We start from the raw sequence: 22,274 nt of genomic DNA on the forward strand, positions 1-22,274 counted from the left end.
CCCGATAGGGCTGGCGGGAGGGATAAACCTTTACCAGTATGCGCCGAATGCGCTGGGGTGGGTGGATCCGTGGGGGTTGAGTAGGTGTTCTGGAGGCACCCGGTTAACTGTCAATAAACCGAAGATTTTAAGCAGCACAAAGCTGTCGTCAACTGAGAGAAAATTCCTCGAAAGGCAGTTCATGAAAAAAATGAATGCATTAAACCGAGCGGCTCAAAGAGGAGAGTTAGTTTGGTCTCCAGGCACCCATGAAGTTAGGATTTCATCTTTGCAAAGTTCTTACAGGCAAGCTGTTTCTGCACGATTTGAAAGGATGTTTGGCTCAACTCCTGATCTAAGTAAGTTAAACGCTGATCATCCTGTTGATTTAATTGTGGGAGGTTCGCCTACACAAAGATTACAAATGCTGAATGAAACAATTAATAAAAGTGTCGGTAGTTCTTTAAAAAATGCAGGCAGAAAGGCGGGGCTTCAGCCTGGGGATGCCATCAGCGAAATAATATTTCAATAGGGGGTAAAGTGAATAAATTAATTAATATACAGACAGATACTGCCACATTAGTTATTTATGATTTGATGTCATTAAAACATAGGATTGATGATGATGCAGATTGGTGGAGTCTTCCAGAAGATGAAATTGAAGAAATAAATAAAGGGAATGTATTATTTCTCAATCTTGGAGATGATGGTGTTTATAAAGTCCTTATTAAAAATGATGTTGATGAATATGCCGGGGCGCTATTTTTAAAAGTACCTTCTGGAAAGGTTTTCATTGGAGCAGGAGAGGATGTTACGGGCGGAGATCTTGAGCCTGATGATTCAGATGTTATATCAGGTGAGTTTATTACTTTAGAACCTGGTAGTTACGAAGTTAAATACAAAAAGCAAGGTTCAGATGTTCTAATTTCTTTTACAAAAGCAACGTTTACTGAAAATTCATTAGAAGAGGGAGTTTATCTCTGAATTAAATCCACGCCTTGGCGTGGATTTTTTCATTCAAAACTAATCAAACGTTAAATAAGAAGTTCATCACATCGCCATCATTAACGATGTAATATTTACCTTCAGTACGCATTCGGGCTTCCTCTTACGCTCCTTGCTGAACCTTACCCTCAATAAGCTGTCAGTATACCCGCGACGAACTTCACCGTGAAACAAGCCGCACGCAGGGGCTGCTGACCACCCGCAGCGACTACGACCGTCTTGGTCGCCTGCATCGCCGGGACGTCTTCACCGGTAACGCCCAGCGCCCGTCGCCGCGCCGCTGGTCCCGCCGCTGGCGTTATGACATCGTGGAGAAGGATAACGGTCAGACCCGCTGGCGCTACCGGTACGACGGCGAACATCGCCTGATAGAAGCGATCAGCCAGCCGCGGGATCGCAACAGGCCGCAAACGCTGGTCAGCTTCCGCTACGACCCGCTCGGACGCCGCATCAGTAAAACGCGCCAGCAGATGCTGGGCGGTCAGCCAGTCGGCAAGCCGGTCACCACCCGGTTTGTCTGGGAAGGGTTCCGCCTGCTGCAGGAGCTGCACGGAGACGTGCCGCTGACCTACGTCTACAGCGACCAGGACAGCTACGACCCGCTGGCGCGCATTGACGGCGTTGATGCCCCGGAGATCTTCTGGTTCCACTGCCAGCCCAACGGCACGCCGGAGCGAATGACGGATATCGAAGGGCAGGTGCGCTGGGAAGGCGTTAACAGCGCCTGGGGCAAGCTGCTGCGGGAAAGCGAGACGCAGCTATCAGGATATTCCCAGAACCTGCGCATGCAGGGGCAATACCTGGACCGTGAGACAGGGCTGCACTACAATCTGTTCCGGTATTACGACCCGGACTGCGGACGGTTTACGCAGCAGGACCCGATAGGGCTGGCGGGAGGGATAAACCTTTACCAGTATGCGCCGAATGCGCTGGGGTGGGTGGATCCGTGGGGTTTGAGCCCTTGTAAACCTGACAAACATCTACCGGATGCGGAACCTGGACAATATAATTACCGTGGTATACATAAAGACCATCCCGAATGGGAAAATGCTCTTCAAGGCAAGGTGATTCCAGGGGATGTTCATTCATCATTAACTCCAGAACAACATAATTTTGGCGGGGTATCCAGTATCAGTCCATATACTTCGTGGACAGATAGCCCAGATGTAGCTAGAGGCTTCGCAGGACCTGATGGAGTTATATTAAGAGTCAAAGTTGGGGCTCCTAAACCTGGTGATTCGTGGTCGTGGGAGTATTCTTTTGATGAGGATGGAACGCGAAATTTTACTTAAAGGAACTTGAAGTGGCGATGTTGAGGTGTTTTTACCATGATAAACGATAACCTTATTGCGTATGCGCGAAAAAAAATACCGGATGCATATCTTTCTTATCTAAATGAAAAGAATAAATTGCAATGTGCATCATTTATAAGTAATGCACAAGATGAGTTGCGAATAATGAAAGCGCATAAAGAAAATACCAAATTCACAGGGTTGAAGGTAGAGGGTCTTGATGAGTTAATTATTGCTCTTGAAAATTTTGATGAGGAAAGTGTTTCTGTAATTAATATCCGAACCAGGTCATATTCTTTTAAGATTTATTCCAATCAAAAAAATACAGATCTATTGGGTGTTATAATACTTAAGTTAAAAAAGAAAACTGATGAAGAAATTCGATTTGGACGAGAGGTTCTTGGTATTACGTCTCCTCCTCCTGACATAGAAGATGATTAGTATTCCTTATTTAAACTTGAATACATACTAACCAGATTCTACATGCGTAGCGTACCGGGTTTACATTGTTATATTGACCTATTTAAAACCACTCGAAGAGATTGAAGTAGAGATACTTACTCATGTTGAGAGGTTAAACAGGGGGTAAAGGGACATTCCTGGCGTCTGGAAGACGGTTCCCAAGAACTGGCGGTGTCATTCTCGCTAAGTGTGGGAGTCTTGCCTCTCTTGAAGAGCGCTTACGCGAGGAGCCTTTTCATAGGTTAAAGCCTGCAACTGTTGAGATCATTCCTTTTGCACCCAGCATGAAAACAGAACTATTAGAAGATGTGTTAGCACCACAATAAAAAATCCACGCCAAAGCTTGGATTTTCTCTATTCAAAATAAAACAAACGTGAAACAGAAAGTTCATCACATCGCCATCTTTAACGATGTAATCTTTCCCTTAGGCACGCATCTTGCCTGCCTCTATCTCACCTTGCTCTCAATAAGCTGTCGGTCTCCGATTTTACCTGCGATGAGCCCCACCGTGAGACCAGCCGTACCCAGGGACTGCTGACCACCCGCAGCGAATACGACCGTCTGGGCCGCCTGCATCGCCGGGACGTCTTCACCGGTAACGCCCAGCGCCCTTCGCCGCGCCGCTGGTCCCGACGCTGGGATTACGACTACCGCAATAACCTGGTGCGGGGAGAGCGGGACGATAACCCGTTCAGCTGGTACCGCTGGCAGTACGACAGCGCCGGGCGCCTGCTCGATCAGGACGGCACGTCAGAGTTATTAATACTGACAAGATTGAAATTCTACCAGAGGAACCGTGATAAATTTACAATCTTATAGTGAAGTGTTAGATTTCCTGGAGCTGTTTTTTAAAAAATATATTCTTGATTCTAATTGTCTACAGGATATGCAATCTGTTTTAGATGGTTGTCGAAAAGAAAAAATGGTGGCTATTCGAGCTATAGACTCATATTTTATGGAGTATAGGCGAAAGACTCAAGACTATAGAGTCCCTACTCATGAGGAACAGGAGATATGGAAACAGTTGTTCAATATATGGCAATAAAATATTAAATAAACAAATGGCAAGATGGTTCTTTGCTTAAGATTCCGTATTATTTTACTAAGGTTATACATTACCATCGGTATCGGGAGGTAATCTCTTTTTTTTGAATGTGTTAGTATAATTCAGGAGTAAAAGCGATGACAGAAGAAGAGCTACGAAAGAATCTTATTTTTTTAATAAAAAAATATGTTCAGAAAAGTCAATGGGAAGCATTTCATGATGATATATTAAAGCCTGAGGTGCCAGTGAAAGGTATTTTAGCTGACTTTAATAAAGTCAAAACAAGAACCGTTGATGAAGCGGATGGAGATTTGATACGTGATATTTACTTTTATTTTTGCTAACTAATAGTTATGCGGGGAATTAATTTTTTCAGGTTGTTTATTATGTTTGTTTTTTATGGAAGGTGAGCAGGTTGATGCATGGGGAAGGGTAAATGACTCTTGACTCGTCCCAATCCTTACCCTCCTCTATGAGGGGCATTAGAAATATATTAATTACAGATGTTATTCTATATATCACGCATTACGCTAATTCCTTCTTTTAACTTTATTCAAAACCTGTTCGCCGTTGATGATAATCCGTTCGAAGGGCGATTGAGAAAATTACCCCTAACCGGCTGCTGCAGAAGGTGCTCGGGGACGTGCCGATGACCTAATTATACTGCGACCAGACAGTGATGACCCGCTGGCACATACTGACGACGTTAATGCCCCAGAGATCTTCTGGTTCCACTGCCAGCCCAACGGCACGCCAGAGCGGATAGTGGATATCGAAGGGCAGATGCGCTGGGAAGGGGGTACAGGCCTGAGGCAAGCTGCTGCTGGAAAGCGAGACACAGCTATCAGGACATCTCAAGAAGTTGATATGCCAAAACAAATCAGTATATGAAGTAAGATATGCCTCTCATGAACTACGATTCATATAATGAAGTACTCGATTATCTCAAGGTGTTTTTCAACGAAAGAGTGGATTCATCCATTTATTTAGAAAAACTAATGACTTTGATTGAAGGATCTCGCTCTGAAAAAACGGTGATAATAAGAGCTATTTATGAAACATACATGCAGTATGTTAAACAAAATAGAGATGACATAAACGTTATTGCTGGGGAAAAAGAAATGTGGATTGATTTATTGCACCATTGGTAATAAGACTTTATTATTATGCTGGTGCCATTGGAAATGGGTATGGGAAATGTAATTTCTACTCGGAAAAACTCTCCTCACATGAATGATATCATGTTGCAGTCGGTTATATCATTAAGATCTTGTTAGGCAGTCAAAGTTAAAGCAGGGGAGTATATTTGAATTAATTTTAAATCCGATTGCCGGTGAGCTAAAATTTGATGATCTGCCTTTGGGAATTGATACTGAAGAAGGGTTTTGTAAGTGTGATTTATACCGCGAATTAGTAAAGCACAAAGCTGTAAAGAAAACCATGCCAAATCACTACCTTGCTGAGTCAGTAGCGTTTTTCGACAAAGAATTTCAAATTACTATACGCCCAGTATGCTATGGTTTTCCTTTTATGCTTCATCTTGTGGATAAAAACAGTCAATACTATAAAGCATTAAATGATTGGAACGCTCGAACTAATATTCATATGCTAAATGAATCAGTGAAAAGCTTGTCTGATTGGCTGAAAGAATCATTAAACCTGGACACGCCTGATACCACGGAAACAGACCTCATTAGGTGGAACTATGAGTGGGGGCGGGTTTCAGTCTCATATAAGACAAAGTCATTTAATCATGGGATATATATAGTTTGGAATATAACGTAGTCACTTCCAGGCAAGGTGGTTGAGATATGTTAGAAATGAAACTTGATGTTCATACTGGATTTGTAGCAATTAACAACTACCCCCTCGAGTTAAAAGATGTTGATACTTTTAAAAATTCCGCATTTTACAAGTGCTTCTCGCCATTGACAACGATAGGTCCTTTTTATTTCTCAATCGATAATATTAAATGGAAAGATCAACTTTTCATTTTGGAACTGAGGCCTTCAGTATTCTCTTTTTCTCCATTAATATTCCTCACTAGTAAGGATGGAAGTTTTTATAAAACCATGGGGGATTGGGATAAAAGGGCTAGTTTGAGTAATTTATTGGATGAGCAGCAGCGTTTGACTGCATGGGTTGAGAATGAAATAACCTCGAAGCCTAAGCTTAAAATTACCAGCCCCCCATATGGATTTCAATGGGATCATGAATGGGGAGATATTGTTGTACAGTCTAATGAAAAAAGCTTCGATTGTGGTATTTATATTGAATGGAATGTTTGACTAAATAATGTTATTAATTGATAAAACCCCTCAATTTCTTCTCGCCTTACTTGTCTATTAATAAATATAAAAGTTTAAAAAAATGAAAATAACTAATCGTCTGAAAAAGAAGACATTAGTCCTGGATGGCATTGATAATGACTTTATAGATTATGGCGCAGAAATAGCATGCCCTGAATGCGAGGGTGTAATAGTCTATTCCATCGTAAACTCATATGAGTTTGACTCGCTCTCTGAAGAGATAAAGTACTTTTTAGTTAAGAAAATGAGAGGAGTGAAGCTTGTTAGTGAGCATAAGAAATATAGCTACGATGAAAGCCAATTAGATGTTTCAAAAAACACATGTTCAAAGTGTTTAAAAGCGTTTTCTAGTGTATTAACGTATAAAGAAGTGCAGCCAGCCCGTTACCGGGTGTATCTTGTGGGGCTTTTTGAAGGTGATTTGAAACAGATCAAACTTTAAAAGTTGAGGTCTACCAATGATTGAAAATCTCATTTTTATGAAAGAAAATGACCTGCTGCAATGGGAGTGTGGTGAAAGTAACATACTGGTTAGCTTGCCATTTTTAGACTATGCAATGGTCGATTCAACACGCCAGTTAGTCTTTGCGTTAAGCGAGCCAAAGCCATTACCAACCGTTTTGACTATCTTCAATGCTCAGGGAGAAAAACTATTTTGGTGTGCACCTCCTGAAGGCGCGACTTTTTATTACTTAACATTCAACCTGTCAAAGGAAGTTGTCGTTGTCTGTAGCTATCCAGCAAAAAAGAATGGCTGGCATGATTGGTTTTATTCCTGGGATATGAAGCGTAACGTGTTGTCTCAATCGGGCCCCGCGTATTAACATCAAAAGCGCCAAAAAATGATAACAATAACCAGTGGCAAAAGAGGGACTGTATCAGCAGTTCCAACAAGCGGTAAAAAAGAGCTAAGAGGCAAAGGATGCGCACGGTTTACGTTGTCATTTTAACCTCTATCAAACTATTCGAAGAGATTGATGCAGCGATATCCGCTCATGTTGAGTGGCTAAAAAAGGGTATTCAGAGGGATATTCCTGGCTTTCGGAATACTGATCCCAAGAACCGGTGTAGTCATCCTCGGTAAATGCGAGAGTCTTGCCTCCCTGGAAGAGCGCTTGCGCGAGGATCCTTTTCAGGCGTTAAAACTTGCGACTGCCGAAATCATTCCCTTTGAACCCAGTATGAAGGCAGAACTTTTAGACAATGTGTTTTAACGCCGCAATAAAAAAATCCACGCCAGGGCGTGGATTTTTTTGACTAAAGACGAATCAGACGTTAAACAGGAAGTTCATTACGTCGCCATCTTTAACGATATAATCTTTCCCTTCTGCACGCATCTTGCCTGCTTCCTTCGCGCCTTGTTCACCCTTGTAGGTGATGAAGTCTTCAAACGCGATAGTCTGTGCACGAATAAAGCCTTTCTCGAAGTCGGTGTGGATCTTACCGGCCGCCTGAGGCGCAGTTGCACCCACAGGGATGGTCCACGCACGCACTTCCTTCACGCCTGCGGTGAAGTAGGTCTGCAGGTTCAGCAGCTCATAGCCCGCGCGGATCACGCGGTTCAGGCCCGGCTCTTCCAGACCCAGCTCGGCCATGAACTCTTCACGGTCGGCATCGTCCAGCTCGGCGATATCAGATTCAACGGCAGCGCACACGGCAACAACCACGGAACCTTCAGCCGCCGCGATTTCACGCACTTTGTCGAGGTACGGGTTGTTCTCGAAACCGTCTTCGTTAACGTTGGCGATGTACATGGTTGGCTTCAGGGTCAGGAAGCTCAGGTATTTGATCGCCGCTTTGTCTTCTTCAGTCAGGTTTTTCAGCGCGCGCAGCATGCCCGCGTTTTCCAGCTGTGGCAGACATTTTTCCAGCGCAGCCAGCTCCGCTTTCGCGTCTTTATCGCCGCCTTTGGCTTTCTTCTGCACGCGGTGAATGGCGCGTTCGCAGGTGTCGAGGTCAGAAAGCGCCAGCTCGGTATTGATAACGTCGATGTCGTCGGCCGGATCCACTTTGTTGTTAACGTGGATGATGTTGTCGTTTTCGAAGCAGCGCACAACGTGACCGATCGCTTCGGTTTCACGAATGTTGGTCAGGAACTGGTTGCCCAGACCTTCACCTTTGGATGCGCCTTTTACCAGGCCCGCGATGTCCACGAACTCCATGGTGGTCGGCAGGATGCGCTGCGGCTTCACGATTTCCGCAAGCTGGTCCAGACGCGGGTCGGGCATTGGTACAACGCCGGTGTTCGGTTCAATGGTACAGAACGGGAAGTTCGCCGCTTCGATACCCGCTTTGGTAAGCGCGTTAAACAGGGTGGATTTGCCCACGTTTGGCAGACCGACGATACCGCATTTGAATCCCATTTCTAAATCACCTTAATATCTTGATAATCAATCCGTTAGTGATAACCGATTGAAGAAAAGTAAATAACTACGCCTATTATACACGTAACCCGCACAGCGCGCGGTAAAAAAGCCGCAGGAGGCCGACTATTGCGCTTTAAATGCGTGTAGTCGGTTTGTGGCTTTCGTTAAGCCGTCCTGTATCCAAATCTCGGTGCAACGCGCCGCTTCGTCCACCGCTTCGTCTATGAGCTTCTGCTCAGAAACCGGGGGCTTACCCAACACAAAGCCGACAACTTTGTTTTTATCGCCCGGATGGCCAATTCCGACGCGCAAACGGTGGAAATTGGGGTTATTACCCAGCTTGCTGATAATGTCTTTCAGCCCATTGTGGCCACCGTGACCACCGCCCAGCTTAAACTTTGCCACGCCTGGCGGAAGATCCAGTTCGTCGTGGGCTACCAGAATCTCATCCGGATTGATGCGATAGAACGTTGCCATGGCGGCCACGGCTTTGCCGCTCAGATTCATAAAGGTGGTTGGCACCAGCAGCCGCACGTCAGCCCCCGCAAGGTTGATGCGCGAGGTATACCCGTAAAACTTCGGTTCTTCACGCAGGGGAGCGCGCAAACGCTCTGCCAGCAGATCGACATACCAGGCACCGGCATTATGGCGGGTTGCCGCGTACTCTGCGCCCGGGTTGGCGAGGCCGACAATCAGTTTAATCGTCACGTTTTACTTCCTAATGGGTTCCAGATCTGGCGCGTAGTTTACTGTCTGGCGCGCCGCTTGACAAAATTCTGGCTGCCGCATCTTGAAATGCGAATAATTACTTATCTGAACAATTAGAATTTCAAGCTGTTCAATACCTTATTTGTAAATTTTTGTCGGGCAGTTATCTGTAAATGTGATCATTCACGCAACTCATATAAGAGCTGTTGTCTATACTTTACACACAAGGAGAAGGGGCTTTTCCCCTGACAACCCAAAGTTCCGGAGGTGACATATGAAACGCAAAAACGCTTCAATGCTCGGTAACGTGCTAATGGGGTTGGGACTGTTCGTGATGGTCGCCGGTGTCGGTTATTCAATTTTAAACCAACTACCGCAGCTTGACCTCCCACAATACTTTGCGCATGGCGCGGTGCTGAGCATCTTCCTCGGTGCGGTATTGTGGCTCGCCGGGGCGCGCGTGAGCGGACATGAGGAAGTATGCGATAAATACTGGTGGGTGCGCCATTACGATAAACGATGCCGCCGCGACCAGCATAAGCACGGCTAGTGCCCAATAAAGAACACCGAAACGACTCCATCTGGGGTCGTTTTTTTTTGCATGACGCATTGACCCTCACGTAACGTAAGGCTTCAGAGTAGCGACACTGGCAGAACAAAAGGAGCCGTTATGTTGATTCAGGTGGGTGAACTGGCGAAACGCGCCGGGATCACCGTGCGGACATTGCATCACTATGAGCAAACAGGGTTGCTGTTGCCTTCTGCCAGAAGCGCGGCAGGCTATCGGCTTTATAACCTGGCGGACGTGCAGCGTCTGCATATGATCCAGACGCTGGCGAAAGCGGGTCTGGAGCTTGCCGAAATAAGGGAGTTTCTGGAACAGGGATCGCTGTCGTTAACCGAGCTACTCGATGGACAAATCACCCTGCTGGACAAGCAGCTGCGCAGCATCCATACGCTGCGCGACCGGCTGGTGGAATTGCGTACCGGGCTTAACGACGATGCGACGCCGGATCTGGAATCCTGGCTACAGACTCTGGAGTTAATGAATATGTACGATCGCTGGTTTAGCAAAGAAGAATTGCAGCAGCTGCCGTTTGCGGTGGAGAAAGAGGCGCTGGCGGATATCTGGTCCGGTCTGGTCAAGGAGGCCAAAAAAATGCTGGAACAACACGTCGACGTCAGGGATCCGCAGGCGATTGATTTGGCGTCGCGCTGGATGGAGCGCCTGGAGAAGGATACCGCAGGCAGGCCGGAATTCCTGACCCGGCTCAACGAAATGCACAGCGTTGAGCCGCAGATGCAGGAGCAAACCGGCATCACGCCGGAGATGACTGATTACATCACGCGGGCGTTTGCCGAATCAAAGCTCAGCATCTGGGAGAAGTATCTCTCTGCTGAGGAGATGGCTTTTACCCGGGCGCATTACTTTGACCGCATGATGGAGTGGCCGCCGCTGGTGGCGAAGCTGCACAGGGCGCAGCGCGAACGGCTCGATCCCGCATCGGACGGTGCGCAAAAGCTGGCAGAAACCTGGCTGGCGCTGTTCCAGTCATACGCAGGAACAAACCCGGAGACGCAGCAAAAGTTTCGTATCGCCATGCAGCAGGAGCCGCATCTGATGAAAGGAACGTGGATGACGCCTGCCGTGCTTGAATGGCTCCAGCAGGCGATAGGGGTGATGATGCAGAGACGCTTCTCCGCATCACGTGACTCACAGATCCGCTAATGCGGCTTCCCGGTTAGGGTAGAAGGACAACCGGCCAGGGATCGGCTGGATGCCCGCGCGCGCCATGGTGCGCAGCGGCTGAAATTCAAGATTGCTTATCCGCAGCTCGCAGCCTTCCGGCAGACGCGCAACAAAGCGCTGGAAGGCATCCAGACCGCCCGCATCCAGTACCGGGACGGCATCCCACTTCAGCACCACAATCCGTTTACCCGCGATGCGGGATTCCAGGTCGCTGAACAACCCTTCCGCGGCAGCAAAGAACAGGGGGCCGATCACGCGCAGCACCAGCACATCGTCAGGCACCTCAGCGTTAACCGGCGAGTGACGCGTCATCTGCGCAATACGGCGCATAAACAGCAGCGAGGCCAGCACAATGCCGACGCTGATGGCGATAACCATATCGAACAGCACGGTCAGCGACATGCAGATTAGCATCACGATGATGTCGTCTTTCGGCGCGCGACGCAGCAGGTTAACCACCTTATGCGCCTCGCTCATGTTCCAGGCCACCATCAGCAGCAGGGCGGCCATGGCGGAGAGCGGAAGCCACGAAAGCAGCGGGGCAAGGATCAGCAGCGCCATAATCACCAGCAGGGAGTGAATGACCGCAGATACCGGGGAGGTTGCCCCCGCGCGCACGTTCGCGGCGGAGCGGGCAATCGCCGCCGTAGCCGTTATTCCGCCGAAGAAGGGTGCGACGATATTGCCTAAGCCCTGGCCGACCAGCTCACCGTTGGCTTTATGTTTGGTGCCGGTCATGCCGTCCAGCACCACGGCGCAGAGCAGGGATTCTATGGCCCCCAGCATCGCCATGGAGAACGCGGCGGGCAGCAGGGCGCGAAGGGAATCCCAGCTTAAGGTGAAGCTGGAGCCGGGCATATTCCACGGCAGCACCAGCTGCGGCAGCAGTTGCGGGATCCCGTTGCCCTGTGAGCCGTCCGCCAGAACGTAGTGGAACTGGGAACCAATGGTGGCGACCTGTCCGCCGAGCAGGTTGACGATGCCCATCACCGCGCAGCCCAGCAGCAGGGCGGGCAGGTGACCCGGAAGACGAATGCCCAGGCGAGGCCAGACGATCAGCGTGCCAAGGGTCACGACGCCGATAGCCGCGTCGCCCAGGTTGGCCGTCGGCAGCGCCATAAACAGCGCGCTCACTTTCTGCAAATAGTGCTCCGGAACGTGCGCCATCTCCAGGCCGAGGAAGTCCTTGATCTGCATGGTCCCGATGGTAATACCAATACCCGAGGTGAACCCCAGCGTCACGGAAAGGGGAATATATTCAATCAGCCGTCCAAAGCGGGCCAGACCGAACAGAATTAAAAAGACGCCGGACATCAGGGTGGCAACCAGCAGGCCTGCCAGACCAAACTGTTGGGAAACCGGATAGAGGATCACTACAAAGGCGGCGGTCGGGCCGGAAACGCTGAAGCGGGACCCGCCCGTCAGCGCAATTACAATCCCGGCAACCGCCGACGTGTAAAGGCCGTACTGCGGCGCGACGCCGCTGCCAATCGCCAGCGCCATCGCCAGCGGGATGGCAATGATCCCGACGGTGATACCGGCAATCAGGTCACGGACAAAGCGTGACGAGGTGTATTTCTCTTTCCAGCAGGCGTCGATGAGGGCGCGAAAGGGCAGAACATGTGAGGAGGTTACGTTTTTCACAATTATCTATCATCCGTGTGCGCATCATCTGTCATATAAATGGCAGGTGAAGGAGGCATTAATCATTGCTCGTCATACTTCGCGCTGCAGATGCGTTGGCTGCGCTCATTCATCCCGGTCACTTACTTTAAGTAAGCTCCGGGGATTCATTCACTTGCCGCCTTCCTGCAACACGAATTATTTAGAGCATTAATACATAACAGAAACAAAAAAACCCGCCGCAGCGGGTTTTTTTGCCGTGTTCGATTAGTGTTCGAACATTGCTGAGATGGATTCTTCGTTGCTGATACGACGAATCGCTTCGGCCAGCATCCCGGACAGGGTCAACGTACGCACGTTTGGCAGTGCCTTGATCTCGTCGCTCAGAGGGATGGTATCGCAAACCACAACTTCGTCGATAACGGAGTTGCGGAGATTATTCACCGCATTACCGGAGAAGATCGGGTGAGTTGCGTAAGCGAATACGCGTTTTGCACCACGCTCTTTCAGCGCTTCTGCTGCTTTACACAGCGTACCGCCGGTGTCGATCATGTCGTCAACCAGCACGCAGTCGCGGCCAGCCACGTCACCGATGATGTGCATCACCTGAGAAACGTTAGCGCGCGGACGGCGTTTGTCGATGATCGCCATGTCGGTATCGTTCAGCAGCTTCGCGATAGCACGAGCACGTACCACGCCGCCGATATCCGGAGAAACCACAATTGGGTTGTCCAGGTTCAGCTGAAGCATGTCTTCCAGCAGGATTGGGCTGCCGAATACGTTATCAACCGGAACGTCGAAGAAGCCCTGAATCTGCTCTGCGTGCAGGTCAACCGTCAGTACGCGGTCAACGCCGACGCTGGACAGGAAGTCAGCGACAACTTTAGCGGTGATTGGCACACGCGCGGAACGGACGCGACGGTCCTGGCGGGCATAACCAAAGTAAGGAATAACAGCAGTGATACGGCCTGCAGAAGCACGACGCAGGGCGTCGACCATAACAACCAGTTCCATCAGGTTGTCATTCGTTGGAGCACAGGTGGACTGGATGATGAAAATATCACCACCGCGTACATTTTCGTTAATTTGTACGCTGACTTCGCCGTCGCTAAAGCGACCTACAGCGGCGTCGCCGAGGGAAGTGTACAGGCGGTTGGCAATACGTTGTGCTAGTTCCGGGGTGGCGTTACCAGCAAAAAGCTTCATATCAGGCACGAGAAGAACCTCAGGCATGCGTCCAGTGGTGGATAGCGTCCGCCGCAAACTGCGGGGCCTAAGCGAATGCTATCCAGGCGGTGTATTAAAGAGCGCGATGCAACGTCTGGAACAGGGTGACGTTGTCACCGAAACTCAGTCTGCGCCAGAATGGCCTGCTGTAGGGGGGAGGTGTTCATCCCGCGCGCTACAAAACCATGCAGCCAAACCGGCGCTTGCTCAAGCACCTGACGGGCGGCGGACTCGGTGTCAAATTCAGCAAAGACACAGGCCCCTGTACCGGTCAGGCGCGACGGCGCGTATTCTAACAGCCAGGAAAGCACCGCATCAACCTCGCGAAAACGTTTTCTTGCGATATCCTCGCAATCGTTGCTGAATTCACAATTTAATAACGTTTCTATTGACCGTACCGGGGTATTTCTTTTCAGGTCAGGATCTTTAAAGATGACCGGGGTAGGAATACTCACTCCGGGATGCACAATCAGATACCATTTTTCCGGCGGGTCGACCGGCGTCAGAATTTCACCCACGCCTTCGGCAAACGCCGCGTGGCCGCGCACAAACACCGGTACATCCGCGCCCAGCGTCAACCCTAATGCTGCCAGCTCGTCTGTGGAAAGATCGCAGCCCCACAGGTGATTAAGGGCCACCAGCACGGTCGCGGCATTTGACGAACCGCCGCCGAGACCACCCCCCATCGGCAGGCGTTTCTCGATACGGATACCCGCCCCGCTTCCCGCGGGCAGACGACCCGACGCCGACGCTGCTTTCATCAGCAGGCGCGCGGCGCGTACGATGAGGTTATCGTCATGCTCCACACCGTCGACGGGAGTCAGCAGGCAAATCTGACCGTCATGACGCGGCTCGATAAAGATCGTGTCGCCGTAATCGACAAACTGAAACAGCGTTTGCAGCGTGTGATAGCCGTCAGCGCGCTGCCCGGTGATATAGAGAAACAGGTTCAGTTTTGCGGGAGAGGGCCAGCGGGTCATCATTTAACGATCCAGTTGTCCATCTTCAGCTTGATGCGCTGGCTACCCTGCGTCAGCTCCATATTGGACGGCAGCGACGGCTGAGTCTTGCTGTCATAGGCGCTGTAAACCACTTTCCAGGTTTTACCGTTCTGGGTGTAGTTCACCTGGCTCAGACGGTATTGTTCGTCAAGCTTATAGTCGGTTGCATCACCCGGCAGGCCGAGGATCCACTGGCGCAGGCTGTTGAGCGGGATCGGCATCCCGGTTAGCTTGCCAATCATCTCTTCGGCATCGGTCGCGGTATAGTGCTGGCCTTTGTTATCGGTGATCTGCGCTTCGCCCGGTTTCGCGATAAGCTCCAGCTCGGTGCTGCCCAGCGGGTTCAGCAGCAGCAGGCGATAGTTGTCCTGGCCCGTCTGCTGCCAGAAGAAGCGAGCATAAACTTTTTGCTCGTCAGAGAGATAGGCAAACGCGCCGCGGGTCTGGTACTGGCTTAATTTCAGCACGTCCTGCTGGTGCTGACGCCACTGCGGTGAGTCAGGGCTTTTGCCCGGGCCTTTCGGCTGATGAACGGAACAGGCGGTCAGTACGAGGGCCGCCAAAGGCAGCAGGCGAATCATTCGGGTCATAATGATGACAAATCCTTGAGATACGTTGCAGTTATAAGTGTTAATGCTAGCGTTGAAGGGGGGCACCGTCTACGTTCAAATTATCTCAAAGCGCTATGTAACCTATTACTCCGAAAGGGTGCAGTCTCTTTTATTGATCTCGCGCATCCTGTATGATGCGTCCTGCTAACCTTATTAACGCTGGTACTACTCCCGCTCAACATGACCCTATTAGCACTCGGCATTAACCACAAAACGGCCCCGGTTTCGCTGCGAGAACGCGTTACGTTTTCGCCGGATACGCTCGACCTGGCGCTGGACAGCCTGCTCGCACAGCCGATGGTGCAGGGTGGCGTGGTGCTGTCGACGTGCAACCGTACCGAGCTTTACTTGAGCGTAGAGGAGCAGGACAACCTGCACGACGCGCTGATCCGCTGGCTCTGCGATTACCACAACCTCAACGAGGAAGAGCTGCGCAACAGCCTGTACTGGCATCAGGATAACGATGCGGTCAGCCATCTTATGCGCGTCGCGAGCGGTCTGGATTCGCTGGTGCTCGGCGAGCCGCAGATCCTCGGCCAGGTGAAAAAAGCCTTTGCGGATTCCCAGAAAGGGCATCTGAAAGCCAGCGAACTGGAGCGTATGTTCCAGAAGTCGTTCTCCGTGGCCAAGCGTGTGCGAACCGAAACCGACATTGGTGCCAGTGCGGTTTCGGTTGCCTTCGCGGCCTGTACGCTCGCCCGTCAAATCTTTGAGTCGCTGTCGACCGTCACGGTGCTGCTGGTGGGGGCTGGTGAAACCATCGAGCTGGTGGCGCGCCATCTTCGCGAACACAAAGTGAAGAAGATGATCATCGCCAACCGTACCCGCGAGCGTGCGCAGGCGCTGGCAGATGAAGTGGGCGCTGAGGTGATTGCCCTGAGCGACATTGATGAACGCCTGAAAGAGGCGGACATTATTATCAGCTCTACCGCCAGCCCGCTGCCGATTATCGGCAAAGGGATGGTCGAACGTGCCCTGAAGTCTCGCCGAAATCAGCCGATGCTGCTGGTGGATATCGCCGTTCCGCGCGATGTTGAACCGGAAGTGGGCAAGCTCGCGAACGCCTACCTTTACAGCGTTGACGACCTGCAAAGCATCATTTCGCACAACCTTGCCCAGCGTAAAGCGGCGGCGATGCAGGCGGAAACCATCGTTGAGCAGGAAACCAGCGAATTTATGGCCTGGCTGCGCGCGCAAAGCGTCAGCGAGACCATCCGCGAGTACCGCGGTCAGGCGGAGCAGGTGCGTGATGACCTGACGGCCAAAGCGCTCGCGGCGCTTGAACAGGGCGGCGATGCGCAGGCAATTATGCAGGATCTGGCCTGGAAGCTGACCAACCGCCTGATCCATGCTCCAACCAAATCTCTTCAGCAGGCTGCCCGTGACGGGGATGATGAACGCCTGACTATTCTGCGCAACAGCCTCGGGCTGGAATAGCGCCCTATACCCATTTTCTATGACAAGGTGCATTTACGCCTATGAAGCCTTCTATCGTCGCTAAACTGGAAGCTCTGCACGAGCGCCATGAAGAAGTACAGGCGCTGCTCGGCGATGCCGGGACCATTGCCGACCAGGAACGTTTTCGCGCGCTGTCGCGTGAATACGCGCAGTTAAGTGATGTTTCAAAATGCTTTACCGACTGGCAACAGGTTCAGGAAGATATCGAAACCGCGCAGATGATGCTCGACGATCCTGAAATGCGCGAGATGGCGCAGGAAGAGCTGCAGGATGCCAAAGCGCGTTCAGAGGAGATGGAGCAGCAGCTTCAGGTGCTTCTGCTGCCGAAAGATCCGGATGACGAACGTAACGCCTTCGTGGAGGTGCGCGCCGGTACCGGCGGCGACGAAGCCGCGCTGTTTGCCGGGGATCTGTTCCGTATGTACAGCCGTTATGCAGAGTCCCGCCGCTGGCGCGTGGAGATCATGAGCGCCAATGAAGGCGAGCACGGCGGCTATAAAGAGGTGATCGCCAAGATCAGCGGTGACGGCGTCTATGGCCGACTGAAGTTTGAATCCGGCGGCCATCGCGTGCAGCGCGTGCCGGCCACCGAGTCGCAGGGGCGTATCCACACCTCAGCCTGTACGGTGGCGGTGATGCCTGAGCTGCCGGAAGCGGAACTGCCGGATATCAACCCGGCGGACCTGCGTATCGACACCTTCCGCTCCTCCGGGGCAGGTGGTCAGCACGTTAACACCACCGATTCCGCCATCCGTATTACCCACCTGCCAACCGGCATTGTGGTGGAGTGTCAGGACGAACGTTCCCAGCACAAAAACAAAGCCAAGGCGCTGTCGGTGCTGGGCGCGCGCATTCACGCGGCGGAAATGGCCAAACGCCAGCAGGCGGAAGCCTCTACCCGCCGCAACCTGCTGGGCAGCGGCGACCGCAGCGATCGTAACCGCACCTATAACTTCCCTCAGGGCCGCGTGACCGACCACCGTATCAACCTGACGCTCTACCGTCTGGATGAGGCGATGGAAGGCAAGCTCGATATGCTGATTGAGCCTATCGTGCAGGAATACCAGGCCGACCAGCTGGCGGCGCTGTCCGAGCAGGATTAATGGATTTTCAACGCTGGCTACGCCATGCCGCCAGTGCGCTTTCTGCGGGTGAAAGCCCGAAGCGCGACGCCGAAATACTGCTGGAATACGTCACGGGCAAAGCCCGGACGTACCTGCTGGCGTTCGGTGAAACCATCCTGACCGCTGAACAGCTTTCGCAGCTGGAGTCGCTGCTTGCCCGCCGCAAAGCCGGCGAGCCGGTGGCGCATCTGGTAGGCGAACGCGAGTTCTGGTCACTTCCGCTGTACGTCTCAGCGGCCACGCTGATCCCGCGCCCGGACACCGAGTGTCTGGTGGAGCAGGCGCTGGCGCGATTGCCGGCGCAGCCGTGCCGGATCCTCGATCTCGGAACGGGCACCGGCGCCATTGCGCTGGCGCTTGCCAGCGAGCGGCCGGACTGCACCGTGACGGCAGTGGACGTGATGCCTGATGCGGTCACTCTCGCGCAGCGCAACGTTGAGCGTCTGGGGCTTAGCAATGTTTCCGTTCTGCAAAGCAGCTGGTTTACCGCCCTTGAAGACCGCCTGTTCGACATGATTGTCAGCAATCCTCCCTACATTGACGAAAATGACCCGCATCTGGCGCAGGGCGACGTACGCTTTGAACCGCTGACGGCGCTGGTAGCCGCTAATCAGGGGCTTGCGGATCTCGATCACATTGTGACAACGTCACGGCAACATCTGCTTCCCGATGGCTGGCTGCTGGTGGAACATGGCTGGACGCAGGGGGAGGCGGTGCGGGCGCTGTTTACGCGTGCCGGCTATCGCATGGTGGAAACCTGTCGGGATTACGGCGGCAACGAGCGCCTGACGCTGGGGCAGCGGTCATGAGCCTGTTTACGCTGCTGATCTCCGTTCACCTGATTGCCGTTGCCCTGACCATCGGCTTTTTCATTGTCCGCTACTGGTGGCGCTACAGTAATAATCCACTGATTAACGCCCGCTGGGTGCGCATCGCTCCGCACTGTATCGACACGGTGCTGTTTCTTTCCGGCGCCGGGTTAATGTGGAAGACCGGCTATCTGCCATTTACTGATAAAGGCGCATGGCTGACTGAAAAGCTGTTTGGCGTTATCATCTACATCGTTTTGGGTTTTATCGCGCTTGGGCGTCATCGTCCGCGCAGCCAGCAGACGGGTTTTATCGCCTTTCTGCTGGGTCTGGTGGTGCTGTACATCATCATTAAACTCGCCACCACAAGAATACCGTTACTGGGGTAAGTCATGAGGTCCTTAGCCGATTTCGAATTTAATAAAGCGCCGCTTTGCGATGGTATGATCCTGATTTCAGAGATGATCCGCGACGATTTTACGTCACAGTACGTTTACGCTGAACTGGAAAATCTGGTTAGCCTGGCGCGCGAGGAGATCAGTCAGGCACGTCCGCAGGACTGGCAACTGGAGAAGCTGATTGAGCTTTTCTACGGCGAATGGGGTTTCTGCGACACGCGCGGCGTGTACCGCCTGTCTGACGCACTGTGGCTGGACCAGGTGTTGAAAAATCGTCAGGGCAGCGCCGTCGCGCTGGGCGCCATTTTACTGTGGGTTGCGCACCGGCTGGATATTCCGCTGGTGCCGGTCATCTTCCCGACGCAGATGATCCTGCGCGCGGAGTGGCTGGACGGTGAGATGTGGTTAATCAATCCGTTTAACGGCGACACGCTGGATGAACACACGCTTGACGTCTGGCTGAAGGGCAACATCAGCCCGATAGCCGAACTGTTCAATGAAGATCTTGATGAAGCCGATAACGCTGAGGTTATCCGCAAGCTGCTGGATACGCTGAAGTCTGCGCTGATGGAAGAGCGTCAGATGGAGCTGGCGCTGCGCGCAAGCGAAGTGCTGCTGCAGTTTAATCCGGAAGATCCGTACGAAATCCGCGACCGCGGCCTGATTTACGCGCAGCTCGACTGCGAGCACGTGGCGCTGAACGATTTGAATTATTTCGTCGAGCAATGTCCGGAAGATCCGATTAGCGAAATGATTCGCGCGCAGATCAACGCGATCGCGCATAAACACATTACACTGCATTAAATTTAATTCCGATTCACACCTGAATAAGGCGATCCTATGAAACAAAAAGTGGTTAGCATTGGTGATATCAACGTGGCAAACGACCTGCCGTTCGTGCTGTTTGGCGGTATGAACGTGCTGGAGTCCCGCGATCTCGCTATGCGCATCTGCGAACACTACGTGACCGTGACCCAAAAGCTGGGCATCCCGTACGTGTTTAAAGCCTCTTTTGACAAAGCCAACCGCTCCTCCATTCACTCCTACCGTGGCCCGGGCCTCGAAGAGGGGATGAAGATTTTCCAGGAGCTGAAACAGACGTTTGGCGTGAAGGTGATCACCGACGTGCACGAAGCGTCTCAGGCGCAGCCTGTGGCTGACGTAGTAGACGTGATCCAGCTTCCGGCGTTCCTGGCTCGCCAGACCGATCTGGTTGAAGCCATGGCGAAAACCGGTGCCGTGATTAACGTGAAAAAACCGCAGTTCGTGAGCCCAGGCCAGATGGGTAACATCGTCGATAAGTTTATCGAAGGCGGTAATGACCAGGTGATCCTGTGCGACCGTGGTTCAAACTTCGGTTATGACAACCTGGTTGTGGATATGCTGGGCTTCAGCGTGATGAAGAACGTCTCTAACCAGTCTCCGGTGATTTTTGACGTTACGCACTCCCTCCAGTGCCGCGATCCGTTTGGCGCAGCGTCCGGCGGCCGTCGCGCTCAGGTTACCGAGCTGGCGCGTGCCGGGATGGCAACGGGCCTGGCGGGCCTGTTCATTGAAGCGCACCCGGATCCGGCTAACGCGAAATGCGACGGTCCATCCGCGCTGCCGCTGGACAAGCTGGAGCCGTTCCTCAAGCAGATCAAGGCAATTGACGATCTGGTGAAGAGCTTCGACGAGCTGGATACCAGCAACTAATAAAAAAACCCGCTTCGGCGGGTTTTTTGTTCTCCCTCTCCCCGTGGGAGAGGGTTGGGGTGAGGGCATCAGCTCGCACCAGATAAAACTATGCAAATATCGTCATCAGATACGCAATAAACAGCGCCATATGCGCCGCGCCGTTCAGCACGTTGGTGCGTCCGGTTGAGAAGGAGATCTGGCACAGCAGCAGCGACGCCACCATCACAATCATCTCCGGCGCGCCCAGCGCAAACTGCAATTCATTCCCGGTCATAAAGGCAATCAGCGTTACCACCGGAACGGTGAGGGAGATGGTGGCCAGCACGGAGCCGAAGAACAGATTCATCGCACGCTGCACCTGATTATTGAGCACCGCCTTCAGCGCACCCAGGCCTTCCGGAGACAGGATCAGCAGCGCGACAAGGAAACCGGTAAAGGCAACAGGCGCATTCAGTTCAGTTAACAGCGCCTCAAGCGGATTCGCATTCATCTTGGTAACCGCAATAACGGCAATCAGATGCACGATCAGCCAAACCGTGTGCCACGCGCTGCTGTGGGCCGAAGGCTTACCGTGATGCGGGTCATCGTCATCGCCGTCGTCTTCATGCTCGTAGACAAACAGGCTCTGGTGCGTTTTGGTCTGAATCAACAGGAACACGCCGTACATTGCCGCGGAAATCAGCGCCACCAGCAGCGCCTGGCCGGTCGTGAAGTTTGCGCCCGGCAGCGCCATCGGGAAGACAAGCACGATAATCGCCAGCGGGAACAGGGCGATCAGATACTGCTTAATGCCAAACAGATTCATGTACTGGGTGGCAAATTTACGGCCACCTAATAAAAGAGAGAAACCGACCAGACCGCCGGTCACAATCATAATGATGGAGTAGAGCGTATCGCGCATCAGCGTTGGCGCGGCGTCGCCGGTAGCCATTAATGCGGAAATTAGGCTGACTTCAAGAATAACAACCGAAAGGCTTAAAATTAATGAGCCGTACGGCTCTCCAAGACGGTGGGCTAAAACATCCGCATGGCGCACCACGCTAAATGCACTGGTCAGAATTCCCACGAGAGCCAGAATATTGATCCCCACAACCACTGGCAATGACTGACTGCTTCCCCAGAAGAGCAGCACAGCCAGTGCCAGAACCGGGAAAATGAGAGACGTCTCCTTGTGGCGGGTTTTTACCGCCTCGTGTGTTGCTGTCATGTGTTTCTCCATCAGTGCAGGTGCTTGTAATTATAGATAGATTTTGAGGCCATTAAATTAACAGAAATTGGTTAACTACCCTTTAATTTTTACTTAATTTTACCCTTTGTTAAGATTTTTATGGTTGAAGCTTATAATGTTCTATCTGTGAGAAATAGTCATTAAATAACAATAAACTATGATTCAACGATGTTCATTTTTCATCGCCGGGTGGCACCCTGA

23 protein-coding genes and 7 pseudogenes are annotated in these 22,274 nt (G+C 51.8%); 21 read left to right on the forward strand and 9 right to left on the reverse strand.

Annotation, left to right across the window (positions count from 1 at the left end):
* Positions 1-511, forward strand: a pseudogene (locus tag IM304_RS17565) (type IV secretion protein Rhs); the annotation flags it as partial.
* An 8-nt stretch (positions 512-519) separates the two neighbouring features.
* Complete coding sequence (locus IM304_RS17570) at positions 520-963, forward strand: DUF6386 family protein (RefSeq protein ID WP_176610092.1); 444 nt, start codon at positions 520-522, stop codon at positions 961-963.
* Positions 964-1,006: 43 nt separating this feature from the next.
* Here the strand turns inward: IM304_RS17570 and IM304_RS22395 are convergent.
* Positions 1,007-1,087, reverse strand: a pseudogene (locus IM304_RS22395) (DUF933 domain-containing protein); the annotation flags it as partial.
* 40 nt (positions 1,088-1,127) lie between these two features.
* Here IM304_RS22395 and IM304_RS17580 point away from each other — a divergent pair.
* The 3 genes and pseudogenes from IM304_RS17580 to IM304_RS22320 form a co-directional block, all read left to right on the forward strand.
* Positions 1,128-2,276, forward strand: a pseudogene (locus IM304_RS17580) (RHS repeat domain-containing protein); the annotation flags it as partial.
* 36 nt (positions 2,277-2,312) lie between these two features.
* Positions 2,313-2,717: a hypothetical protein gene (locus IM304_RS17585; RefSeq protein ID WP_193356452.1), complete on the forward strand. Its 405-nt coding sequence runs from the start codon at positions 2,313-2,315 to the stop codon at positions 2,715-2,717.
* Positions 2,718-2,781: 64 nt separating this feature from the next.
* Positions 2,782-3,064: pseudogene (locus IM304_RS22320) on the forward strand (YciI family protein).
* 45 nt (positions 3,065-3,109) lie between these two features.
* Here the strand turns inward: IM304_RS22320 and IM304_RS22440 are convergent.
* Positions 3,110-3,202 (reverse strand): annotated as a pseudogene (locus IM304_RS22440) (DUF933 domain-containing protein); the annotation flags it as partial.
* Between IM304_RS22440 and IM304_RS22325 the strand changes: the two are divergent.
* The 8 genes and pseudogenes from IM304_RS22325 to IM304_RS22335 all read left to right on the forward strand — a co-directional run.
* Positions 3,187-3,489, forward strand: a pseudogene (locus IM304_RS22325) (RHS repeat protein); the annotation flags it as partial. The pseudogenes IM304_RS22440 and IM304_RS22325 sit on opposite strands and share 16 nt — an antisense overlap.
* A gap of 432 nt (positions 3,490-3,921) precedes the next feature.
* On the forward strand, positions 3,922-4,128 hold the full coding sequence (locus IM304_RS17590) for a hypothetical protein (protein ID WP_193356451.1): 207 nt from the start codon (positions 3,922-3,924) through the stop codon (positions 4,126-4,128).
* Positions 4,129-4,504: 376 nt separating this feature from the next.
* Positions 4,505-4,675 carry an RHS domain-containing protein gene (locus IM304_RS22330; RefSeq protein ID WP_370627943.1) on the forward strand — a complete coding sequence of 57 codons (171 nt, stop codon included), beginning with the start codon at positions 4,505-4,507 and terminating at the stop codon, positions 4,673-4,675.
* 17 nt (positions 4,676-4,692) lie between these two features.
* The gene (locus IM304_RS17600; protein WP_193356450.1) at positions 4,693-4,935 is read left to right on the forward strand and encodes a hypothetical protein; all 243 of its coding nucleotides are present in this window, start codon (positions 4,693-4,695) and stop codon (positions 4,933-4,935) included.
* Between the two features lie 660 nt (positions 4,936-5,595).
* Entirely contained in the window at positions 5,596-6,072 is a 477-nt protein-coding gene (locus tag IM304_RS17605; RefSeq protein ID WP_193356449.1) for a hypothetical protein, read from the forward strand.
* A gap of 82 nt (positions 6,073-6,154) precedes the next feature.
* On the forward strand, positions 6,155-6,535 hold the full coding sequence (locus IM304_RS17610) for a hypothetical protein (RefSeq protein WP_193356448.1): 381 nt from the start codon (positions 6,155-6,157) through the stop codon (positions 6,533-6,535).
* A gap of 16 nt (positions 6,536-6,551) precedes the next feature.
* Positions 6,552-6,917 (forward strand): hypothetical protein, encoded by a 366-nt coding sequence (locus IM304_RS17615; RefSeq protein WP_193356447.1) that lies wholly within the window; start codon positions 6,552-6,554, stop codon positions 6,915-6,917.
* 98 nt (positions 6,918-7,015) lie between these two features.
* A pseudogene (locus IM304_RS22335) lies at positions 7,016-7,307 on the forward strand (YciI family protein).
* 54 nt (positions 7,308-7,361) lie between these two features.
* Here IM304_RS22335 and ychF read toward each other — a convergent pair.
* Both ychF and pth read right to left on the reverse strand, forming a co-directional pair.
* Complete coding sequence (gene ychF, locus IM304_RS17620; protein ID WP_010432886.1) at positions 7,362-8,456, reverse strand: redox-regulated ATPase YchF; 1,095 nt, start codon at positions 8,454-8,456, stop codon at positions 7,362-7,364.
* A 126-nt stretch (positions 8,457-8,582) separates the two neighbouring features.
* Positions 8,583-9,167 carry an aminoacyl-tRNA hydrolase gene (gene pth / locus IM304_RS17625; RefSeq protein ID WP_193356446.1) on the reverse strand — a complete coding sequence of 195 codons (585 nt, stop codon included), beginning with the start codon at positions 9,165-9,167 and terminating at the stop codon, positions 8,583-8,585.
* 274 nt (positions 9,168-9,441) lie between these two features.
* Between pth and ychH the strand changes: the two genes are divergently transcribed.
* Complete coding sequence (ychH, locus tag IM304_RS17630) at positions 9,442-9,717, forward strand: stress-induced protein YchH (protein ID WP_022648382.1); 276 nt, start codon at positions 9,442-9,444, stop codon at positions 9,715-9,717.
* A 120-nt stretch (positions 9,718-9,837) separates the two neighbouring features.
* The gene (locus IM304_RS17635; RefSeq protein WP_193356445.1) at positions 9,838-10,896 is read left to right on the forward strand and encodes a MerR family transcriptional regulator; all 1,059 of its coding nucleotides are present in this window, start codon (positions 9,838-9,840) and stop codon (positions 10,894-10,896) included.
* On the opposite strand, the gene dauA is transcribed toward IM304_RS17635, so the two are convergent.
* The 4 genes from dauA to lolB all read right to left on the reverse strand — a co-directional run bounded on the left by dauA (position 10,882) and on the right by lolB (position 15,358).
* The gene (gene dauA / locus IM304_RS17640; RefSeq protein ID WP_193356444.1) at positions 10,882-12,561 is read right to left on the reverse strand and encodes a C4-dicarboxylic acid transporter DauA; all 1,680 of its coding nucleotides are present in this window, start codon (positions 12,559-12,561) and stop codon (positions 10,882-10,884) included. The genes IM304_RS17635 and dauA overlap by 15 nt on opposite strands.
* A gap of 246 nt (positions 12,562-12,807) precedes the next feature.
* Positions 12,808-13,755, reverse strand: coding sequence for a ribose-phosphate diphosphokinase (prs, locus tag IM304_RS17645; RefSeq protein WP_003856663.1), 948 nt, complete (start codon positions 13,753-13,755; stop codon positions 12,808-12,810).
* A gap of 125 nt (positions 13,756-13,880) precedes the next feature.
* Positions 13,881-14,750 (reverse strand): 4-(cytidine 5'-diphospho)-2-C-methyl-D-erythritol kinase, encoded by an 870-nt coding sequence (gene ispE / locus IM304_RS17650; RefSeq protein ID WP_176610122.1) that lies wholly within the window; start codon positions 14,748-14,750, stop codon positions 13,881-13,883.
* Entirely contained in the window at positions 14,747-15,358 is a 612-nt protein-coding gene (gene lolB / locus IM304_RS17655; RefSeq protein ID WP_148419604.1) for a lipoprotein insertase outer membrane protein LolB, read from the reverse strand. Before lolB ends, ispE begins: the two co-directional genes overlap by 4 nt.
* Positions 15,359-15,559: 201 nt before the next feature.
* Here lolB and hemA point away from each other — a divergent pair, with 201 nt between their 5' ends.
* The 6 genes from hemA to kdsA are packed head-to-tail and all read left to right on the forward strand — an operon-like array spanning position 15,560 to position 20,863.
* Positions 15,560-16,816 (forward strand): glutamyl-tRNA reductase, encoded by a 1,257-nt coding sequence (gene hemA / locus IM304_RS17660; RefSeq protein WP_193356443.1) that lies wholly within the window; start codon positions 15,560-15,562, stop codon positions 16,814-16,816.
* Positions 16,817-16,857: 41 nt separating this feature from the next.
* On the forward strand, positions 16,858-17,940 hold the full coding sequence (prfA, locus tag IM304_RS17665; protein WP_148419606.1) for a peptide chain release factor 1: 1,083 nt from the start codon (positions 16,858-16,860) through the stop codon (positions 17,938-17,940).
* The gene (gene prmC / locus IM304_RS17670) at positions 17,940-18,770 is read left to right on the forward strand and encodes a peptide chain release factor N(5)-glutamine methyltransferase (protein WP_193356442.1); all 831 of its coding nucleotides are present in this window, start codon (positions 17,940-17,942) and stop codon (positions 18,768-18,770) included. The genes prfA and prmC overlap by 1 nt, the downstream gene beginning before the upstream one ends.
* On the forward strand, positions 18,767-19,159 hold the full coding sequence (gene sirB2 / locus IM304_RS17675) for an invasion regulator SirB2 (protein WP_176610124.1): 393 nt from the start codon (positions 18,767-18,769) through the stop codon (positions 19,157-19,159). The genes prmC and sirB2 overlap by 4 nt, the downstream gene beginning before the upstream one ends.
* 3 nt (positions 19,160-19,162) lie before the next feature.
* Entirely contained in the window at positions 19,163-19,972 is an 810-nt protein-coding gene (gene sirB1, locus IM304_RS17680) for an invasion regulator SirB1 (RefSeq protein ID WP_148419609.1), read from the forward strand.
* A 36-nt stretch (positions 19,973-20,008) separates the two neighbouring features.
* Complete coding sequence (gene kdsA / locus IM304_RS17685) at positions 20,009-20,863, forward strand: 3-deoxy-8-phosphooctulonate synthase (protein WP_003856671.1); 855 nt, start codon at positions 20,009-20,011, stop codon at positions 20,861-20,863.
* A gap of 88 nt (positions 20,864-20,951) precedes the next feature.
* Here the strand turns inward: kdsA and chaA are convergent, their stop codons facing one another.
* Positions 20,952-22,052, reverse strand: a complete 1,101-nt coding sequence (chaA, locus tag IM304_RS17690; protein WP_003856672.1) for a sodium-potassium/proton antiporter ChaA — start codon at positions 22,050-22,052, stop codon at positions 20,952-20,954.
* Positions 22,053-22,274: the final 222 nt, after the last annotated feature.

The organism is Enterobacter cloacae complex sp. P40C2 (genome assembly GCF_014930695.1).
GTDB classification, from domain to species: Bacteria; Pseudomonadota; Gammaproteobacteria; order Enterobacterales; family Enterobacteriaceae; genus Enterobacter; species Enterobacter pasteurii.

Coding starts and splice junctions, on each gene's coding strand:
- ispE (WP_176610122.1), bottom strand. CDS start 14,750: ATGATGACCCGCTGGCCCTCTCCCGCAAAACTGAACCTGTTTCTCTAT.
- sirB1 (WP_148419609.1), top strand. CDS start 19,163: ATGAGGTCCTTAGCCGATTTCGAATTTAATAAAGCGCCGCTTTGCGAT.
- IM304_RS17605 (WP_193356449.1), top strand. CDS start 5,596: ATGTTAGAAATGAAACTTGATGTTCATACTGGATTTGTAGCAATTAAC.
- prmC (WP_193356442.1), top strand. CDS start 17,940: ATGGATTTTCAACGCTGGCTACGCCATGCCGCCAGTGCGCTTTCTGCG.
- lolB (WP_148419604.1), bottom strand. CDS start 15,358: ATGACCCGAATGATTCGCCTGCTGCCTTTGGCGGCCCTCGTACTGACC.
- hemA (WP_193356443.1), top strand. CDS start 15,560: ATGACCCTATTAGCACTCGGCATTAACCACAAAACGGCCCCGGTTTCG.
- IM304_RS17610 (WP_193356448.1), top strand. CDS start 6,155: ATGAAAATAACTAATCGTCTGAAAAAGAAGACATTAGTCCTGGATGGC.
- ychH (WP_022648382.1), top strand. CDS start 9,442: ATGAAACGCAAAAACGCTTCAATGCTCGGTAACGTGCTAATGGGGTTG.
- chaA (WP_003856672.1), bottom strand. CDS start 22,052: ATGACAGCAACACACGAGGCGGTAAAAACCCGCCACAAGGAGACGTCT.
- ychF (WP_010432886.1), bottom strand. CDS start 8,456: ATGGGATTCAAATGCGGTATCGTCGGTCTGCCAAACGTGGGCAAATCC.
- sirB2 (WP_176610124.1), top strand. CDS start 18,767: ATGAGCCTGTTTACGCTGCTGATCTCCGTTCACCTGATTGCCGTTGCC.
- IM304_RS17590 (WP_193356451.1), top strand. CDS start 3,922: ATGACAGAAGAAGAGCTACGAAAGAATCTTATTTTTTTAATAAAAAAA.
- IM304_RS17585 (WP_193356452.1), top strand. CDS start 2,313: ATGATAAACGATAACCTTATTGCGTATGCGCGAAAAAAAATACCGGAT.
- IM304_RS17615 (WP_193356447.1), top strand. CDS start 6,552: ATGATTGAAAATCTCATTTTTATGAAAGAAAATGACCTGCTGCAATGG.
- kdsA (WP_003856671.1), top strand. CDS start 20,009: ATGAAACAAAAAGTGGTTAGCATTGGTGATATCAACGTGGCAAACGAC.
- IM304_RS17600 (WP_193356450.1), top strand. CDS start 4,693: ATGAACTACGATTCATATAATGAAGTACTCGATTATCTCAAGGTGTTT.
- IM304_RS17635 (WP_193356445.1), top strand. CDS start 9,838: ATGTTGATTCAGGTGGGTGAACTGGCGAAACGCGCCGGGATCACCGTG.
- prfA (WP_148419606.1), top strand. CDS start 16,858: ATGAAGCCTTCTATCGTCGCTAAACTGGAAGCTCTGCACGAGCGCCAT.